15 protein-coding genes are annotated in these 18,340 nt (G+C 62.8%); 6 read left to right on the top strand and 9 right to left on the bottom strand.

The window, feature by feature from the left end; all coding sequences use genetic code 11:
- Nucleotides 1-30 precede the first annotated feature (30 nt).
- On the bottom strand, nucleotides 31-840 hold the full coding sequence (locus BTO32_RS06570) for a DUF6160 family protein (RefSeq protein WP_076723835.1): 810 nt from the start codon (nucleotides 838-840) through the stop codon (nucleotides 31-33).
- Nucleotides 841-1,426: 586 nt separating this feature from the next.
- On the opposite strand from BTO32_RS06570, the gene BTO32_RS06565 reads away from it, so the two are divergent.
- From BTO32_RS06565 to BTO32_RS06550, 4 genes are all read left to right on the top strand, one after another.
- A complete protein-coding gene (locus BTO32_RS06565; protein ID WP_076723834.1) occupies nucleotides 1,427-3,565 on the top strand; it encodes an adenosylcobalamin-dependent ribonucleoside-diphosphate reductase in 2,139 nt (712 codons plus the stop codon).
- Between the two features lie 28 nt (nucleotides 3,566-3,593).
- Nucleotides 3,594-4,292 carry a TSCPD domain-containing protein gene (locus BTO32_RS06560; RefSeq protein WP_076723833.1) on the top strand — a complete coding sequence of 233 codons (699 nt, stop codon included), beginning with the start codon at nucleotides 3,594-3,596 and terminating at the stop codon, nucleotides 4,290-4,292.
- Nucleotides 4,293-4,493: 201 nt separating this feature from the next.
- Nucleotides 4,494-5,534, top strand: coding sequence for a threonine aldolase family protein (locus BTO32_RS06555; RefSeq protein ID WP_076723832.1), 1,041 nt, complete (start codon nucleotides 4,494-4,496; stop codon nucleotides 5,532-5,534).
- A gap of 21 nt (nucleotides 5,535-5,555) precedes the next feature.
- The gene (locus BTO32_RS06550; protein WP_076724147.1) at nucleotides 5,556-6,065 is read left to right on the top strand and encodes a methylated-DNA--[protein]-cysteine S-methyltransferase; all 510 of its coding nucleotides are present in this window, start codon (nucleotides 5,556-5,558) and stop codon (nucleotides 6,063-6,065) included.
- On the opposite strand, the gene BTO32_RS06545 is transcribed toward BTO32_RS06550, so the two are convergent.
- Nucleotides 6,062-8,125, bottom strand: coding sequence for a dehydrogenase (locus BTO32_RS06545; RefSeq protein WP_076723831.1), 2,064 nt, complete (start codon nucleotides 8,123-8,125; stop codon nucleotides 6,062-6,064). The two genes, BTO32_RS06550 and BTO32_RS06545, sit on opposite strands and share 4 nt — an antisense overlap.
- Nucleotides 8,126-8,279: 154 nt before the next feature.
- On the opposite strand from BTO32_RS06545, the gene BTO32_RS06540 reads away from it, so the two are divergent.
- The gene (locus BTO32_RS06540) at nucleotides 8,280-9,299 is read left to right on the top strand and encodes a class I fructose-bisphosphate aldolase (RefSeq protein ID WP_076723830.1); all 1,020 of its coding nucleotides are present in this window, start codon (nucleotides 8,280-8,282) and stop codon (nucleotides 9,297-9,299) included.
- On the opposite strand, the gene BTO32_RS06535 is transcribed toward BTO32_RS06540, so the two are convergent.
- The 7 genes from BTO32_RS06535 to BTO32_RS06505 form a co-directional block, all read right to left on the bottom strand.
- Nucleotides 9,244-10,245: a tRNA dihydrouridine synthase gene (locus BTO32_RS06535; protein WP_076723829.1), complete on the bottom strand. Its 1,002-nt coding sequence runs from the start codon at nucleotides 10,243-10,245 to the stop codon at nucleotides 9,244-9,246. The two genes, BTO32_RS06540 and BTO32_RS06535, sit on opposite strands and share 56 nt — an antisense overlap.
- 152 nt (nucleotides 10,246-10,397) lie before the next feature.
- On the bottom strand, nucleotides 10,398-12,569 hold the full coding sequence (katG, locus tag BTO32_RS06530; RefSeq protein WP_076723828.1) for a catalase/peroxidase HPI: 2,172 nt from the start codon (nucleotides 12,567-12,569) through the stop codon (nucleotides 10,398-10,400).
- 401 nt (nucleotides 12,570-12,970) lie between these two features.
- Nucleotides 12,971-13,192 carry a DUF2835 domain-containing protein gene (locus BTO32_RS06525; RefSeq protein WP_076723827.1) on the bottom strand — a complete coding sequence of 74 codons (222 nt, stop codon included), beginning with the start codon at nucleotides 13,190-13,192 and terminating at the stop codon, nucleotides 12,971-12,973.
- A gap of 10 nt (nucleotides 13,193-13,202) precedes the next feature.
- Nucleotides 13,203-15,110 carry a molecular chaperone HtpG gene (gene htpG / locus BTO32_RS06520; protein ID WP_076723826.1) on the bottom strand — a complete coding sequence of 636 codons (1,908 nt, stop codon included), beginning with the start codon at nucleotides 15,108-15,110 and terminating at the stop codon, nucleotides 13,203-13,205.
- 101 nt (nucleotides 15,111-15,211) lie between these two features.
- Entirely contained in the window at nucleotides 15,212-15,646 is a 435-nt protein-coding gene (locus tag BTO32_RS06515) for a PaaI family thioesterase (protein WP_076723825.1), read from the bottom strand.
- Nucleotides 15,643-16,113, bottom strand: coding sequence for a PaaI family thioesterase (locus tag BTO32_RS06510; protein ID WP_076723824.1), 471 nt, complete (start codon nucleotides 16,111-16,113; stop codon nucleotides 15,643-15,645). Before BTO32_RS06510 ends, BTO32_RS06515 begins: the two co-directional genes overlap by 4 nt.
- 33 nt (nucleotides 16,114-16,146) lie before the next feature.
- A complete protein-coding gene (locus BTO32_RS06505; RefSeq protein WP_076723823.1) occupies nucleotides 16,147-16,875 on the bottom strand; it encodes a DUF599 domain-containing protein in 729 nt (242 codons plus the stop codon).
- A gap of 168 nt (nucleotides 16,876-17,043) precedes the next feature.
- On the opposite strand from BTO32_RS06505, the gene BTO32_RS06500 reads away from it, so the two are divergent.
- A complete protein-coding gene (locus BTO32_RS06500; protein WP_076723822.1) occupies nucleotides 17,044-18,321 on the top strand; it encodes a M48 family metalloprotease in 1,278 nt (425 codons plus the stop codon).
- Nucleotides 18,322-18,340: the final 19 nt, after the last annotated feature.

Genomic DNA, 18,340 nt, shown 5'->3' with positions numbered 1-18,340 from the left:
CGGCGCCACCCGGCTCCGGTCCCCGCCGCCTCAGTGCCCGTAGATGAGCATCGAGGTATCGGTGATCGCCAAGTTGTCCAGAGCAACGGAACCGATGGAGGTCCCTCCCACCAAGATACCACCGATGCGGATATCCGCCTCAAAGGTGTGCAGATCGATGGCCAGGCTGTCCACGTTCTGCGCGTTCCGCGCCTTGTAGATGTCCATATCGACCCCTGCGAACAGACGCAGTGGCTGGGGTGCCTGCAGATCATAGTCCGCGCCGGTCAGCTGGAAATCCCGAATGCCCAACGCCAGGAACGGCACGTCGAAGTCCATGTCGTCGATGGCGATGTCCGTGCGGAAATTCAGGGTGTCAGTGGCGGTGTCGACACGCAGGGTTCCCGAGCCGATCAGCGCATCCATTCGGAAGTTGTCCATCACCGTGGTCGAACCGCCGCTGCCGGCCAGATTCCAGGCACCGGTGGTGACCCTCAGATCCACCGCATTGAACGACAGCGGCAGCAGGTTAATGATGGCATCGCCATCATTGGCCAGGTCAATGTTGATGCGGATGTTGTCAAGGTTGTCACTGGCGGTTCCAACCAGGTTCACACCCGTTTCGGAAAACATGTCCGTGCGGTTGGCGCCGCCTACGACAATGTCGTTGATCTCCAACGAACCCTCGTCGGTGTAGATGAATCGGTCGATGTTGATCCGGGTTTCCAGTTCGATGGTGACACCGGCCTGGCCGGTGATATTGCCCATTGAGTCATCGTCCAGTTGCCGGATTTCCGCCAGCACGGCCGGTGGCGCTCCGGCCACGCACAGCGCCAGCACAGTAGGTTTCAGGCCTTTCATTGTTTTTGTTCCTTATTATGGTCGTTATCACTTCCTGTGGGCCCCCGCAGGACTTCGGCACCACACCGATACTTTAGCGACAGGTCAACGCCGGATACGTGCAGGTGTCACAAAAACCTGCATTTGCAAATCATCTGGCCCGAGCCGGCGCTTTTATAACCACTAGATATAGTGATCCGAAACAACATCACACACGGCCCCACCTAACAGAAGTTTCCCGAAATTCAACCCTTCCGCCATTGATTTTCTTTGCGGAGGCGGTGAGGGTCATAGTTCCCTTCTTATTCACAGACCACTATATCCTGTTATACTTTCGCAAAAGATGCCCATATATTGGGCCAATAGCACAAATCCAACCCGCCTTTCAAGAGGCACACACGGGGCTGGCATCCAGCCCCTGGCAAGGATCACAGATCGGCCCTGGCTCGCCCCGATACCCCATATTTTCGCCCAGAACCACCATATCTTGTGGTTGATCCAACGGCGCCGGGGGCTGGCCGCGGGTACGACCGACAACTGGATTCAGGGACCGGCACCGGGAACGGTGTCGCCAACAGAACGACAGAGCAAACGACCGAGGGTGGCAATGAACGCTAAGGCACAGGCAGTGGTTACGACGATTCCGATGCAGGAAGCCTCACTGGACATCTGGAGCAGCAAATACCAGCTCAAGACCAAAACCGGCGAACCCGTCGACAAGGACATCAACGCAACCTACGAGCGGGTCGCCAAGGCCCTGGCCGAGGTCGAGAAAAAGGAAGTGCGCACCAAGTACATGAAGGAATTCCTCTGGGCCCTTCAGAACGGTGCCATCCCCGCCGGACGGATCACCTCCAACGCCGGTGCCGAGGCCCACAAACCGGCCACGTCCACCATCAACTGCACCGTGTCCGGTACCATCAACGACTCCATGAACGACATCCTGGAGAAAAACCACGAGGCCGGCCTGACCCTCAAGGCCGGTTGTGGCATCGGTTATGAGTTCTCCACCCTGCGTCCCCGGGGTGCCTATGTCGCCGGCGCCGGCGCCACCACCTCCGGCCCGCTGTCCTTCATGGACATCTTCGATCGCATGTGTTTCACCGTGTCCTCCGCCGGCGGCCGTCGGGGTGCCCAGATGGCCACGTTCGACGTGCACCATCCGGACGTACTGGAGTTCATCCAGGCCAAGCGGGAAGATGGCCGCCTGCGTCAGTTCAACCTGTCCCTGCTGATCACCGAGGATTTCATCCAGGCCGTGCGCAACGGCGACGACTGGCACCTGTCCTTCCCGGTCACCCGGAAGGAGGTCGAGGATGAAGGGCTGGACCTGAACGACGACACCCAGTTCGTGTACCGGGATTTCCCGGTCCAGGACGGCTACGTGGTCAACGACGAAGGCAAGGTTGCCTGCCGCATCTACCGCACGGTCAAAGCCCAGTTTATCTGGGACACCATCATGACCAGCACCTACGATTACGCCGAGCCGGGCTTCATCCTGATCGATAAGGTCAACGAGATGAACAACAACTGGTTCTGCGAGGAGATCCGCGCCACCAACCCCTGCGGTGAGCAGCCCCTGCCCCCGTATGGCAGCTGCCTGCTGGGCTCGGTCAACCTGACCAAGTTCGTGGAATACCCGTTCACGGAGAAGGCCAGCTTCAACTACGAGAAATTCCGCAAGGTGGTGGCCATCTTCACCCGCATGCTGGATAACGTGGTGGAGATCAACGGCCTGCCGCTGGCCGAGCAGCGTCACGAAATCACCTACAAGCGCCGGCACGGCATGGGCATCCTGGGCCTGGGCTCCACCCTGGCCATGCTGCGCATGCCCTACGGTTCCAAGGAGTCCGTGCAATTCACCGAGGACGTGGTTCGAGAAATGGCGGTGGAAGGCTGGCGCCAGGCCCTGGCCCTGGCCGAGGAGAAGGGGCCGGCTCCGATCATGGAGGACGAGTTCGAGATCACGCCGAAGATGCTGCGCCTGCGCCCGGAACTGGCCCGGGACGGTTACAAGGTGGGCGACAAGGTCAAGGGCAAGGTGCTGCACGCCAAATACAGCCGCTACATGCAGCGGATTGCCGAAGTGGAACCGGAGCTGGTCAACCAGCTGGCGGAAAAAGGTGGCCGTTTCACCCACCACACCTCCATCGCGCCGACCGGTACCATCAGCCTGTCCCTGGCCAACAACGCCAGCAACGGCATCGAACCGAGCTTCTCGCACCACTACGCGCGCAACATCATCCGCGAAGGCCGTAAGACCAAGGAAAAGGTGGACGTATTCTCCTTCGAGCTGCTGGCGTATCGGCACCTGGTCAACCCCAGCGCCATGCCGTTCTCCGATGATGAGGACAAGAAACTGCCGGCCTACTTCACCACCTCGGACGATGTCACGCCGCAGCAACACGTGGACATCCAGGCCGCGGCCCAGAAGTGGGTGGATTCCTCGATTTCCAAGACCGCGAACGTTCCGACAGACTTCGCCTACCAGGACTTCAAGGACATTTATCTGTACGCCTACGACAAGGGCCTGAAGGGCTGCACCACCTTCCGCTTCAACCCGGAAGCCTTCCAGGGCGTGCTGGTCAAAGAAAAGGATCTTGAAAACACCCTCTACGAGTTCACCCTGGACGACGGCAGCAAGGTGACCCTGCGAGGCAACGAACAGGTCGAGTACGACGGCGAGATCCACACCGCCGCCAACCTGTTCGACGCGCTCAAAGAAGGCACCTACGGCAAATACTGATCCGGGAACCGACCACAGGAACACCAACATGACAGTCAAGATTAGCAAGAAGATCGTCGGCTACCGCGTGAAGAAGGCCGACCCCGAGGCCACCCAGGCACAACAACCGGCACCGCAGGCGGACCAGAAGCCGGTGCAGATGAACGAGTACATTGAGCGCCCCGACTTCCTGCTGGGCACCACCTACAAGATCAAGCCTCCGGTGGCCGAGCACGCGATGTACATCACCATCAACGACATCCTGCTCAACGAAGGCACCGACCACGAGAGCCGGCAGCCCTATGAGATCTTCATCAACTCCAAGTCGATGGAGCATTTCCAGTGGGTCATCGCCCTCACCCGGGTCATCTCGGCGGTGTTCCGCAAAGGGGGGGATGTCACCTTCCTGGTGGAGGAGCTGCGCTCGGTGTACGACCCGAACGGCGGCTACTTCAAGAAAGGCGGCGTGTTCATGCCGTCGCTGGTGGCCGAGATCGGTGCGGTGATCGAGAAGCACCTCAAGGCCATCGGCCTGCTGGAAAGCGAGGAAATGAGCGAGACCACAAAACGCATCCTGGCCGAGAAGCGGGCGGAGTTCGAAGCCTCCCAAAGCAGCGCCACCAACGACGAGGCGACCAGCGAGTACCCCGCCAACGCCACCGTCTGCACCAAGTGCAACACCAAGGCGGTGATCGTCCTGGACGGCTGCGCCACTTGCCTGTCCTGTGGCGACAGCAAGTGCGGCTGAGCGGGCGGTATCGCTCCTTGGCGGCCCCCCCCTGCCAGACCACAGTGACGCTTTCCAAGGCCCCGGTTCTCCGGGGCCTTGGTTTTCTGGGCTGGCGCGTCCCCGAGCTCGCCAGCCTGTAAAGAAACCTGACGACATGCCGCCATCTGGTGTAATTTAGTGGCTTCACCTTGCATCTACAGTGACCAGAGGAGGCCTTCCGTGTCCGTTTCCGCATCCGAACAGTTCGCCAGCGACAACTACAGTGGTGTCTGCCCGCAAGCATGGAATGCCATGGCCGAAGCGAACCGGATGGACGAGCCTGCCTACGGCGAGGACCGCTGGACACAGCGGGCAGCGGACGGGCTGAGGGCCCTATTCGACACCGATTGCGATGTCTATTTCGTGTTCAACGGCACGGCCGCCAACTCCCTGGCGCTGGCTGCCATCGGCCAGTCCTTCCATAGCGTGATCTGCCACGAGCTCGCCCACATCGAAACGGATGAGTGCGGCGGGCCGGAGTATGCTTCCAACGGCGCCAAACTGTTGCTGGGCCAGGGGCCCAACGGCAAGCTGACGCCCGAGAGCATCGAGCACCTGGTCACCAAGCGCACCGACATCCACTACCCCAAACCCAAGGCCGTCAGCCTGACCCAGGCCACCGAGGTGGGCACTCTGTACACGCCGGAGGAACTGAAGGCGATCCGGGATGTTGCCGACCGGCACCGCTTGAGCATCCACATGGACGGGGCCCGCTTTGCCAACGCCGTTGCCGCCCTGGATGTCCATCCGGCCGAGATCACCTGGAAGGCAGGGGTCGACGTACTCTGTTTTTCCGGCACCAAGAATGGTCTGGCCATGGGCGAGGCGGTGGTCTTTTTCAATCACGACCTGGCCGAGGATTTCGAGTGGCGGTGCAAGCAGGCCGGACAGCTGGCCTCGAAAATGCGATTCATCTCCGCGCCCTGGTGCGGACTGCTGGAGCAGGATGTCTGGCTGGAAAACGCCCGCCATGCCAATGCCTGCGCGGCCCGGCTCGAAGCGGGCCTGCGGGATTTGCCCAACGTCACCATCCGATACCCTCGGCAAGCCAACGGCGTTTTCGTAGACCTGCCGGAAACTGTACAGTCGGCCTTGCGTGATCGCGGCTGGAGGTTCTATAACTTCATTGGCGGATGCGCCCGCCTGATGTGCTCTTGGTCCACCACCGAAGCCCAGGTGGATCGGTTCCTGGCTGATGTCCGCGCACTGTTACTGGAATGAATGATCGGGCAGGAGACCACCATGACAACGCAACTCACCATCGATTACGAAGTGGCCCCCTGTTCGCTGGGCTGGTTCGCCATCGGCACCACAGCGGACGGCCTGTGTGCCCTGGAGTTCAGTGACCGGGCCGAAGCTCTCCCTTCCCGGCTGGCGGAACGCTTCCCCGAGGCCACCCTCAGACCGCGTCAGGGTGAGCCATCACCGGCCCTGGCCCGGGTGGAAGCCCTGTTGCGCTCGCCCCGCTCGGCTCCGGACCTGAAGCTGGATCTCCAAGGAACGCCGTTCCAGAAGACGGTCTGGCAGGCCCTGATGGCGATCCCGGCCGGCAGCACCGTGTCCTATTCGGAGCTGGCCAAACGTCTCGGCAAGCCCAAAAGCGCCCGGGCCGTGGCGGGGGCCTGCGCCGCCAACCGGGTGGCGCTGGTCGTTCCCTGCCATCGCGTCGTCCGCAACGACGGCCACCTGGGGGGCTATCGCTGGGGCCTGGAGCGCAAGCGCGCGCTCCTGCAGATGGAGGCCGCGGCCTAGCCGGCGGCCCTGGCCCTGGCGGCTTCCTCCGCCAGGGTCCGGACCCGTTCGAAATCCTCATCGGTGAACACGCCGTTAACGCCGGACACGGAGGCGAGTTTCATGCCGTGTTTCAGGCCCAGCTTGTAGATTTCCCGCACCTTCTCCCACTCGATGTTGAGTCCCAGGGTGAAGTTCTCGAAACGCCCCGCCAGCGCCAACACGATGGTCTCCGCGAGACAGGCATAGGCAATGCCGGGCGGCAGCCCGATGTCCTTCATCCGCGCCTCCCCGGGCAACTGAATCTCCCCGGACTCGATGACCAGCACATCCGGACGTTTTGCCACGTCCTCCGGCGGTATGTCCAAGGGACGAGCAACGTCGGTGATCACACAGCCCGGCTTGACCTTCATGATGTCGAGAATGCGCTTGCCGGCACCGGAGGTGGCGGTGACGATCATGTCCATGTCACCGATGTCCCGGTCGGTCGTGGCCGCCACGTGCACGGTGGCCCCGGGGGTTTCCTGGCCGATGCTTTCCTGCAGTGCAAGCAGCTTCGCCGTTTCCGGCGCCACCAGGTAGATTTCCGATACCGCCTTGGCGAGCAGTCGCGCGCACACCGAGCCGATCGCCCCGGTTGCTCCCACCACCATGGCCTTACCGGCAATCCGGCCGTCCTCCGCCAAGTGGACCCGGCCGATTCTCCTGGCCGCCTCGTGGGCCGCCCACAGGGCGCCGGAGGCGCTGTAGCTGTTGCCGGTGGTGATCGGCAGCGGCGCTCGCTTGGCTACGGTCAGGCCGGCATCGCCCACCACCTTGGTGAAGGCGCCCAGGCCCATGATCTGCGCGCCCAGGCGCTTCGCCAGCCGGGCCGCCGCCAGCAGGCGGCGGTAGGTAAACTCCGGACCGTGCGCCATGATTTCCCGGGGCGTGCCTCCCACGGTGATCAGCCAGCCTTCCACTTCGTCCCCTGTCGGCGAGCGGATGCCGGACACCTTCGAGTAAAGAAACGGCGGCGTGTAGGCCACCGCCTTTTCCACCAGGTTCATCACCGGTGCCGGGGATACACGGGCGATCCAGTCCAGGGGTGGGGTCTTGGTGAGGTACTGCTGAGACAGTGGGTGGATCACGAAGGCGAAGCGGTTCACCCGACGGTAGCCGTTCGGGTAGAGAATTCTCGGCGTCATGCCCAGGCGCTGGATCACGTCCAAGAAGTCGTCTGGGCCCAGCTGCTCGGGCATCCGGCCCAGGACGGCACTCATCAGGGCTTCGAGCACATTGGTTCCGACCGGTCGCCCTGCCAGCCAGGGGCTGTAATCCACCACCATGGCGACCCGACGGGCACGCATCCAGTCCAGCACCGCGTCGGTGACCCTGGACGTGATCACGGTCTTGCCGTCGAGGTCGTCCGGTGTCAGAGCGGCCAAGTCAGCCACCGTCGCTACGATCACATGGGCATCCCGCACTGCGCCGGCCAGGCTGGTTTCCACCAGGCGTTCCCCCAGCCGGTACAAGGCGCTGTGTTGCAGCGCGCGGATGGCCCGGGCAGTAGCACGATGAAACGTCAGCGGCGCGGTCAGGCGAGTGTAGGTTTCCAGTTGCTCCAGCGAGGTCAGAAACCTGGGGATGCCGAAATCCAGGTACGGGTCCGCGAAACGGATGTTGTCGGTGTGCTCGGCCAGGGCCCGGGCAACACGGTACCCCGCCTGGCCATTGAGCAGGAGCACCCGGGCGTTGTCAAAGAAATGCCCCAACTCCGTCTGGGTATGCCGCACGGCCCATTCCTGAAGGATGCCGCGCAGACGGGCACCGGTGGTGACCGGTTTCTCGGCCACCCGGGCTTCCAGCCTGGCGGTGTCCGGATGCTCAACCCGTTCCCGCCCGACCTGGTAGTGATCGTGCACCATGCTCAGCCCGATGGCATCGGCCTGACCCTGAATCGAATCGAGCAGCGCGTCCGCCCGATCCAGGCTGCCGTCCGTCCCGACCCTCACGATCCGGACATCGTGCCCCAGAAATTCCGTTTCCAGCTCATAGTCCTCCTCGGAGGATCCCTGGCTGACACTCACCACCGTTTTCATAAGCCGATGCCCCGTTTGTTACTGTTGTTGTTTCTTCAGCCTACGCCATAGGATCGGAAATAATCTTATCCCAGGTCAAATTTTCACCGCCGGCCCAGGGTCTACACTTATCGGACAGTCAACGGATACCGGTTACCCGGTCAAGGAGGTCCCCATGTCGGTTCAGGCACAACGCCAGGCCACCATCGCACAGCTGATCCAGCCCGGCAAAGGCATTCTCGCGGCGGATGAAAGCCACCCAACCATCGCCAAGCGTTTCCAGGCGATCGGAGTCGAATCGACCGAAGCGACGCGTCGGGCCTATCGCAGCATCATATTTTCCACCCCGGACCTGGGCGCCCACATCAGCGGCGTGATCCTGTTCGAGGAAACCCTGGGCCAGCACAGCCTCGATGACGAGCCGATGCCCAAACTGCTGGAACGCCAGGGCATTGTGCCCGGAATCAAGGTGGACAAGGGCAAGGGGCCGCTGGCCAACGCCCCGGGAGATGAAATCACCTACGGCCTGGACGGCCTGGCAGAACGGCTTGCACACTATCAGTCCCTGGGCGCGCGCTTCGCCAAGTGGCGTGACGTGTACCATGTTTCCGATACCCTGCCCTCGCCCCAGGCCATCGCCGCCAATGCCGAAATGCTCGCCCGTTACGCCGCAATCTGCCAGGAACGGGGGGTGGTGCCCATTGTCGAGCCGGAGGTGCTGATTGACGGCGGCCATAACATCGAACGGGCCGGCGAGGTCAGCGAAGCCGTACTTCGCGCGGTATTCGAGGCTTTGTACCGGCACCGGGTGGAGCTGGAGACCATGCTGCTCAAACCCAGCATGGTGACCCCCGGCAAGGACGCCGGCAGGGCCTCGCCCCCGGAGGTTGCGGAAGCGACTCTGCGGGTATTCCGTCGGGCGGTGCCGGCGGCGGTGCCCGGCATCGTCTTTCTCTCCGGCGGCCAGACACCGGAGGAAGCCACCGAGAATCTGGACGCGCTCAACCGTCAGGGTGATCAGCCCTGGGCCCTGAGTTTTTCCTATGGCCGGGCCCTGCAAGAGCCAGCACAACACGCCTGGGCCGGTCACCCGGACAACACTGCGGCGGCCCAGCAGGCCCTGTACAAACGGGCGAAACTCAATGGCTTGGCACGGGCCGGACGCTATTCGCCGGAGCTGGAGCAGGTGGACTGACCGGCGCTTGCTCCAGGCACCTCAGCAACGGCTCCAGGGCCCGGATCCGGCGGGCCTGGGGCCACAGCCGGTCTGCCTCGGCGAACCCCTGGCGCAGATAGTTCAGCCACTGCTTGATCCGACCGACCACGTACGTGTCCTCAAGCCGCGTGGTCAGGGCCTGGGCGTAGTCCCGAATCAGCGGCGTCACCTCGGGCCAAGTCATCGCCGCGATCTCCTCGCCCCGCTGGGACGCCTTGATCCGGGCCGCCAGGTCCGGCCGCGCCACCAGGCCTCGCCCGATCATCACATCGTCGCAACCGGACGCCTGCCGGCAACGCCAGTAGTCCGTCACGGTCCAGATATCGCCGTTGGCAATCACCCGGGTCGGCACGGCTTCGCGCACCCGGGCAATGTCTTCCCAATAGGCGGGCGGCTTGTAACCGTCCACCTTGCTGCGGGCATGCACTACGATCTCCGCCACTCCGGCGTCGGCCAGGGCCTGGGCACAGGCCACGCCCATGGAGCGGTCGTCGTAGCCCAGCCGCATCTTGGCGGTGACCGGCACCGACGCGGGCACCGCCCGCCGGACGGCAGCGGCGATCTCGTGCAGCCGCTCCGGCTGGCGCATCAGGACACAGCCGCCCTGGTGGCGATTCACCGTCTTCGCCGGACAGCCGAAATTGAGGTCCACCTGCGTCGCCCCCAATGCCACCGCCCGAGCGCCGTGCAATCCCATTTGTACCGGGTCGGACCCCAGCAACTGGACCGCCACCGGCACTCCGGCCCGGGTCAGGGCACGGTTGTGAAGTTCCGGCGCGTACTTGTAAAAAATCCGGGGCGGCAGCATCCCCTGGGTCACCCGGATGAATTCGGTAACACAGCCGTCAATGCCACCAACCCCGGTGAGGGTTTCGCGGATCGGGGCATCGACCAGCCCTTCCATCGGGGCAAGCAGAATTCGCATGGTCACTCCAGATGACAACGCTCGGAACCAGGGACAGACGGCCGGAGAACCGTGGGGTGTACGGCCGGGAACAGGCCGCGGATTGTAGGGGATTTGCCAGGGGCTTGGTAGTCGGGCGCCCCGAAACCGGGGCGCCCTGGTCAGGCAGGTTGTTACTTGATATCGAAGCGGTCGGCGTTCATGACCTTGGTCCAGGCCGCCACGAAGTCCTTGACGAACTTCTCCCGGGCGTCGCTCTGGGCATAGACCTCAGCGTACGCCCGCAGGATGGAGTTGGAACCAAACACCAGATCCACTCGGGTGGCCGTCCACTTGACTTGGCCGGTCTTGCGGTCACGAACCTCGTAGAGGTTGTCACCGACCGGAACCCCGGTGTTCGACATGTCGGTCAGGTTGACGAAGAAGTCGTTGCTGAGCACCCCTTCGCGGTCGGTGAACACGCCGTGCTTGGTGCCACCATGGTTGGTGCCGAGCATGCGCATACCACCCACCAGTACCGTCATTTCCGGCGCGGTCAGACCCATCAGCTGGGTACGGTCCAGCATCAGCTTCTCGGGGGACACCGAGTAGTCTTTCTTCAGCCAGTTGCGGTAGCCGTCATGAATCGGCTCCAGCGGGGCAAAAGAGTCGACGTCGGTCATGTCCTGACTGGCGTCGCCACGGCCCGGGGCGAAAGGCACCGCGATGTCGAAACCCGCCGCCTTCGCCGCCATTTCGATCCCAACGTTGCCCCCAAGGACAATCACGTCCGCCAGGCTGGCGCCGGCCTCGTCGGCAATCCCCTGCAGAACCCCCAGCACTTTCGCCAGGCGCTCGGGCTCATTGCCTTCCCAATCTTTCTGGGGCGCCAGCCGGATCCGGGCCCCGTTGGCCCCACCGCGCATGTCGGACCCCCGGAAGGTACGGGCGCTGTCCCACGCGGTCGCTACCAACTCACCGATGCTCAGGCCGCTTTCCGCAATGCGGGTCTTGACCCCGCCAATGTCGTACAGGGTGTTGCCCGCCGGTACCGGATCCTGCCAGATCAGGTCTTCCTTCGGCACATCCGGCCCCAGGTAGCGGGACTTGGGCCCCAGGTCACGGTGGGTCAGCTTGAACCAGGCGCGGGCGAACACTTCGGAGAAGTAGGCCGGGTCTTTGTAGAAGCGCTCGGCGATTTTCCGGTATTCGGGGTCCATCTTCATCGCCATGTCCGCGTCGGTCATGATCGGATTGTGGCGAATGGAGGGGTCTTCCACGTCCACCGGCTTGTCTTCTTCCTTGATGTCAATCGGCTCCCATTGCCAGGCGCCGGCCGGGCTCTTCTTCAGCTCCCATTCGTAATTGAGCAGCAGATGGAAGTAGCCGTTGTCCCACTGGGTGGGATGGGTGGTCCAGGCGCCCTCGATCCCGCTGGTGACCGTGTTCCGGCCGACCCCCCGGGATACCTTGTTGATCCAGCCCAGGCCCTGATCCTCGATGTCTGCCGCTTCCGGGTCCGGCCCCAGGTTGTTGGCGTCGCCGTTGCCGTGGCACTTGCCCACGGTGTGACCGCCGGCGGTCAGGGCCACGGTTTCTTCGTCGTTCATGGCCATGCGGGCGAAGGTTTCACGCACGTCCTTCGCGGTCTTGAGCGGGTCCGGATTGCCATCCACCCCTTCCGGGTTGACGTAAATCAGCCCCATCATCACCGCCGCCAGCGGGTTTTCCAGATCCCGTTCACCGGAGTAGCGGCTCTTGGGGTTGTCGCTGGGGGCCAGCCATTCGTCCTCCGAGCCCCAGTAGATGTCTTTCTCCGGGTGCCAGATGTCTTCCCGGCCGAAAGCAAAACCGAACGTTTTCAGTCCCATGGACTCATAGGCGATGGTACCGGCCAGAATGATCAGGTCCGCCCAGCTCACCTTGTTGCCATACTTCTGTTTGATCGGCCACAGCAGGCGGCGAGCCTTGTCCAGGTTGACGTTATCGGGCCAGGAATTCAGCGGCGCAAACCGCTGGTTGCCGGTGGCGGCGCCGCCCCGGCCGTCGGCGATCCGGTAAGACCCCGCCGCGTGCCAGGCCATACGGATCATCAGGCCGCCATAATGTCCCCAGTCAGCCGGCCACCAGTCCTGGCTGTCGGTCATCAGGGCATGCAGGTCTTTCTTCAGGGCCGCCACATCCAGCTTTTTCAGCTCTTCTCGGTAGTTGAAGTCCGGGCCCAGGGGGTTGGTCTTGGTATCGTGCTGGTGAAGGATGTCCAGATTCAGGGCATCGGGCCACCACTTCATGACATCGCTGCCCTCGGTGGTATTGGCGCCGTGCATTACCGGGCATTTACCACCGGTCATTTGGTTGTTGGCCATGTTGCTCTCTCCTTTTGCTATCGCGTCATTGCATTGGCATTGGCTGGTGACTCGAACATCTATCACTATAGTTGAACCGCATGCCCTTGCAGGGGCCCCGCGGATACAGCAACCGATGTCCGTTCGGGTCTCGTTGGTGAAGCAATCGCTCCGAGCCTTCCCCCCTCCTATTGCGCCAGGGCGTAGTTCACCATGTACTCCACCAACAGCTGGAGTACGGGGAACCGTTCAGGCCGGGATGAACCTTTGTGGCTGGGCATGGGATAACTCCTGCGCTAACGAGAACACCCTAACCATAGGCACGCGCCAAAGAAAGATACAATTAATTAAAAGAACGAAGTTAAGAGTTTTTAGTTATCGAAAGACAGAAGGCATTCGCGACCCGGAGAGTGCAGCCGGCCCTAGGCCACGCGTTCAATGGAAGAGAACTTGCCCTGGTCGTCGAACTGAATGCGGAAGGTGCCGTGAATGCCGTCACGGAGAAAGTAGCGGGACAGGATGCGGGCCGGGAAACGGACGGTGCGTCCGTCCCGGGCCCGGGCGTGGACCTCGCTGGCGAGCCCCTGGTAGAGCTTGAGCCACTCCTCGGGATCGATGCTGAGGTCCACGACGATATGCGGCATGGCGCGAGGGTCAGTTCGCCAGTTCCAGCAACAGCCGGTTCAGGCGGCTGACGTAGCTGCCGGGATCTTTCAGCTGTTGCCCGCTGGCAAGAGTGGCCTGATCGAACAGAACCGCCGCCAGCTCGTTGAAGCGCTCGTCCGAGCTTTCCTGCTCCAGGCGCTGGACCAGCGGATGCTCCACATTGATCTCGAAGATCGGCTTGCTTTCGGGCACCTTCTGGCCGGCGGCTTCCATGATCTTGCGCATCTGCGCGCCCATGTCGAACTGGCCCACCACCAGACAGGCCGGAGAGTCTGTCAGACGGTTGGTGGCCCGGACCTCCTGCACTCGGTCGTCCAGAGCCGCCTTGATGCGATCGAGCAGCGCCTTGTGCTCCTCAGACGCCTTTTCCTGCTGCTGCTTGTCTTCCTCGGTCTGGATGTCTCCCAGGTCGAGGTCGCCGCGGGCGATGTCCTGGAACGGCTTGCCGTCGTACTCGGTCAGGTAGCCCATCATCCACTCGTCGATGCGATCCGAGAGCAGCAGTACTTCGATGCCGTTCTTGCGGAAGACTTCCAGGTGCGGGCTGCTCTTGGCCGCGGTGAAACTGTCGGCGGTGAGGTAGTAAATCTTCTTCTGGCCTTCCTTCATCCGGCCGATGTAGTCATCCAGCGAAACATTCTGGGTGGCCTCGCCGGTGTGGGTGGAGGCAAAACGCAGCAGGCCGGCAATTTTCTCCCGGTTGGCGAAGTCCTCCGCCGGGCCTTCCTTGAGCACGTTGCCGAATTCGTTCCAGAAGGTCTGATAGTCCTCGGGCTGTTTCTTGGCCAGCTTGGCCAGCATGTCCAGAACCCGCTTGGTCAGGGCATTGCGGATGCTCTCGACCGTGTCGTTGTTCTGGAGAATCTCACGGGACACGTTCAACGACAGATCGTTGGAGTCGATCACCCCCTTGGTGAAGCGCAGGTACAGCGGCAGGAACTGCTCGGCGTCATCCATGATGAACACGCGCTGGACGTAGAGCTTCAGGCCACGGGGCGCTTCCCGGTTGTACAGATCGAACGGAGCCCGCTTGGGAATGTACAGCAGGCTGGTGTAGTCGAGCTTGCCCTCAACCTTGTTGTGGGACCAGGTCAGAGGGTCCTCGAAGTCATGGGCGATGTGCTTGTAGAACGCCTTGTATTCCTCGTCCTTAATCTCGGTACGCGGCAGGGTCCAGAGTGCCGTGGCGTCGTTGACGGCCTCCTCCTTCGGCTCCGGCGTCCCGTCCTTGTCCTTGTCGTCATCAACTTCGGCCTTCATCAGCACCGGGAAGGAAATGTGGTCGGAATATTTCTTGACCAGGCTGCGCAGTGTCCAGCCGTTGGCGAACTCCCGGGCGTCCTTCTTCAGGTGCAGAACGATTTCGGTTCCCCGTTGGGCCCGGTTGACCGGCTCGATGCTGAACTCGCCGTCACCCCGGGACTCCCAGTGCACACCTTCCTCGGCCGGCGTCCCGGCCCGGCGGGTGAACACATCCACCTTATCCGCCACGATGAACGCGGAATAGAAGCCCACCCCGAACTGGCCGATCAGCTTGCTGTCCTTCTTCTCATCACCGGACAGCTGCTTGAGGAACTCGGCGGTGCCGGACTTGGCGATGGTGCCCAGGTTGGCGATCACATCGTCACGGTTCATGCCGATACCGTTGTCGGCCACGGTGATGGTGCCCGCCTTCTCATCGTAGTCGAGGCGGATTTTCAGGTCGGCGTCGTCCTCGTACAAGCTGTCGTCCTTGAGCGCGGCGAAACGCAGCTTGTCACAGGCATCCGAGGCGTTGGAGATCAGTTCGCGCAGAAAGATTTCGCGGTTGGAATACAGCGAATGAATCATCAGATGAAGCAGCTGCTTCACCTCAGTCTGAAAACCCAGGGTCTCTTTTTGCGACTCAACCGTCATGGCTTGTTTTTCTCCTGCTATCAACAACCGAAAGGGTAACCCCATCGTCTTTCGGAGGGAGATGGGGCCTGAACCTGGCATTTCAAGCCCCGGTGGGTCGCTCAGTCCTCCAGCAGGAAATGGGCCCGGGCCATGGCGATCGGCTCCTGGCGGGACTTCTGCCAGGCCATCACCATGACATTGGCCACTCGGTTGCCCTGGCGGGTCAGCCGGCACTCGGCGAACGTCTCCCGGTTCAGGCCGGCACGCAGGTAGTCGAGGGAGAAATCCACGATCCGGGGCATGCGCAGGGAGTCCTGGGACATCATCAGATAGATGTTGGCGGCCATTTCCATGAAGCCACCGATGACACCGCCGTGAATCGCCGGCAGGATCGGGTTGCCGAGGTTGGTCTCTTTGCTGGGCAGGCGGAAGATCAGGTCGTCCCCGAAGCGTTCGCAGGCCAGGCCGATGAAGGTGGCGTAGGGAATGCTCTCCAGCATGCGGGAGAAGTCACCGGTCTCGCGGGTGTAACGCAGGATTTCCGGGTCGGTCATTCGGCACCTCCGGTAATCAGGTCGCGATAGGGTTTGGGCGAGGCGTCCCGGCCGATGCGCATGAACGTGGCGACGCAGTTGGCCACGGTGTCACCGCCATCCTGATAGGCCTCGCACCGGGTGAAGATGATGTTGCGGGTGATCCGGTAGGCCTCGGCCCGGGCATACACCGGCTTGCCGGGTTCCGCCGGGCGCATGTAATCCACCCGCAGGTCAAGGGTCGGACACAGCTCGAACTCCTCCAGCGCGCACAGGATGACCGACCCCGAGGCGGTGTCCATCAAGGTGGTGATGGCTCCACCGTGAATGACGCCGGTATCCGGATTGCCGATGATGCGATCGCTGTAGGGCAGGCACAGGGTGAGATGCCCTTCCCCGGCATCGGTAACCGACAGGCCCAGCTCACGGGCTTGGTTCAGGGTGTGGATGAACCGGCTGACCCGGTCTCTTCGAGTTTTATCGTCCATTCGGGAACAACCTATGATGAAGACATTCGCGGGTTAGACACTTTTGTCGGACTTGCCCGGCACGGGTTCCTCGAACACCTTGCCCGAGCGCAAAGCGGCCAGCGCGTCCGAACAGAACTCCCGGCGGTACAGCACGATCACCACCACTGTGGAAGCGACGATGAACGCCACCGGGTGGAAGAACCAGGCCACCACCGCCAAGGCATAATAGAAAGATCTCAGCCCCAGGTTGAAGGCGTCGCCCGCCAGGTTGCAGATATTGCCCGCACTGCGGGCGAACGCTTCCCGGGCCGCCGGACTGACCTTGGTGTCACCCGGCATCGGGGCACTGCCCACCATCACCGAGACAAAGTTGTACATCCGCATCGACCAGGTGAACTTGAAGAAGGCGTAGACAAACACCACCAGCAGCACCACCAGGCGCAGCTCCCAGATTGCCCGGTTCGGCACCACGCTGAACGGCAGCGTGGCGAAGACCTCCATGGCCTCCGAGGTGTAACCCAGGGCGGTGATGATCCCCGCCAGGATCAACAGGCAGCTGGACGCAAAAAAGGCACCGTTACGCTCCAGGTTGCCCACCACCGAAGCATCGGAAATCCGATTTTCGCGCCGCAGCATCACCCGCATCCAGTCCTCGCGGTACAGATCCAGGGTGTTGGACAGACACGGACGATCCGCGGCGCGCTGCTTGGAATACTGGGTATAACCGACCCAGCAGGTGAAGAACCAAAGCAACGCAACGAGTTCGATCAGGTGACCCATGAATGTCCTAGTCCAGGCGTTCGGTTGGGGGCATGAAGCACGGAGCGCCTATGATACGCCATGACCCGGCCGGCCACCACCAGGCCCGTTTTCACCGCGGCCGGCTCGTGCAATGATGTGGGGACGACAGGAGCCCGCAGGGAACCAATACCGAAACAGGAGTTCACCGTGTCCAAGAAACACCTGAATGCCGTTGCCGTGACCCTTGCTTTCGCAGCGTCACTTACCGGATGCAGCGTCAACCCGGTCACCGGGGAAAAACAACTGTCCCTGATCCCGGAAAGCCAGGAGCTGGCCATGGGGGCCGAACAGTATATCCCGACCCAGCAGACCCAGGGCGGCCGCTTCTACGTGGACCCGGAACTGACCCTCTATGTACAGCAGGTGGGCCAGAAACTGGCCAGGGTCAGCGACCGACCGGACCTGCCCTTCGAATTCGTGGTCCTGAACAGCAGCGTGCCCAACGCCTGGGCCCTGCCCGGCGGCAAGATCGCCGTGAACCGGGGATTGCTGACGCAACTGGAGGATGAGGCACAGCTGGCTGCCGTGCTCGGGCACGAAATCGTCCACGCCGCCGCCCGCCACAGCGTTCAGCGCCTGCAGCAGGCCCAGCTGATCAGCCTCGGCGTCGCCGGCCTCGGCTTCGCCGTCTCCGACAACGAGTGGGCGGGGCTGGCCATGGGCACCGCCGCCCTCGGAGCGCAGCTGGCCCTGGCCCAATACAGCCAGGGCGACGAGCTGGAAGCAGATCACTACGGCATCGCCTACATGAAACGGGCCGGTTACGACCCGCAGGCGGCGGTGGAGCTCCAGGAGCTGTTCGTGAAGCTCAGCGAGGGGCGCGACCAGAACTTCCTCCAGGGACTGTTCGCCACACACCCGCCGTCGGTGCGCCGGGTGCGGGAAAACCAAGCCCTGGTGAACCGGATCGGCGCCGGCGGCTACCGGGGCGCGGATGCCTACCAGCGCAAGCTGGCTACCCTTCGCCAGCTGCAGCCCGCCTACGATGCCCACGACGAAGCTCTGGCACTGGCATCCGACGGCCACTATCAGGAGGCGCTGGATAAGATCAACGAGGCCATTCGGCGGTTGCCCCGGGAGGCGATGTTCTACTCCCTCCGGGGCCGGCTCCACCAGGCACTGGACCAGCGGGAGAAGGCCGAGGCCGACTTCGACAAGGCCATCGCCCTGTACCCGGAAATGTTCGAATACCAGCTGCGGGGAGGCCTCAACGCCCTGGCGCTGGGTGAGCTGGAGACGGCCCGCCAGCGCCTGACCCGCGCCAACCAGTCGGTGCCCACCTCCATCGCCTACCTGCGCCTGGGAGACATCGCCGTGCGCCAGGGTCGTCGTGCCGAGGCCATCACCGCGTACCGCCAGGCCGCCCAATCCGATGACGAGATCGGCGCCGAGGCCCGCCAGAAACTGGCCGAGTTGACGCAGTAGCCGGGGCAGTCTTACGTTG

The organism is Marinobacter lutaoensis (assembly GCF_001981305.1).
Classification (GTDB): domain Bacteria; phylum Pseudomonadota; class Gammaproteobacteria; order Pseudomonadales; family Oleiphilaceae; genus Marinobacter; species Marinobacter lutaoensis.
The sequence above is the reverse complement of the archived record's forward strand: the minus strand, read 5'-3'. Positions and strand labels throughout refer to the sequence as shown.